Annotated in this window: 1 protein-coding gene; it reads right to left on the bottom strand. The window is 58.4% G+C overall.

What is annotated here, in order from left to right:
• The coding region (locus SB659_RS20030) for a ParB/RepB/Spo0J family partition protein (protein WP_410551687.1) at positions 1–255 on the bottom strand (255 nt) is incomplete at both ends.

Here is a 255-nt window from a genome sequence, read left to right as displayed (position 1 = left end):
CCAAGAGATGCCATGATCACATCGCGACCGAAACCGCGTTCCTCCAGGCGTGCAGCAAACAGTGCGCGTTCGATGAATGACAAGTTGGTGCGAGCGCTGTTTTCCTGGCCCTGGCTGACCACTAGCTGTTCGTCTGTCAGTTCGCGAATGACGGCGCGGACCTTGATGCCTAGCTTTCGCGTTGCCGCCAGACGACGATGACCATAGGCGACCTGGTATCTTGATTTTGCCTCGGGGTGCGGCCTGAGCAGAACC

The sequence above is a fragment of the Arthrobacter sp. SIMBA_036 genome, assembly GCF_046535135.1.
GTDB lineage: Bacteria > Actinomycetota > Actinomycetes > Actinomycetales > Micrococcaceae > Arthrobacter.
Note: the sequence above shows the minus strand (reverse complement) of the source record. Positions and strands in the feature narration are given on the sequence as shown.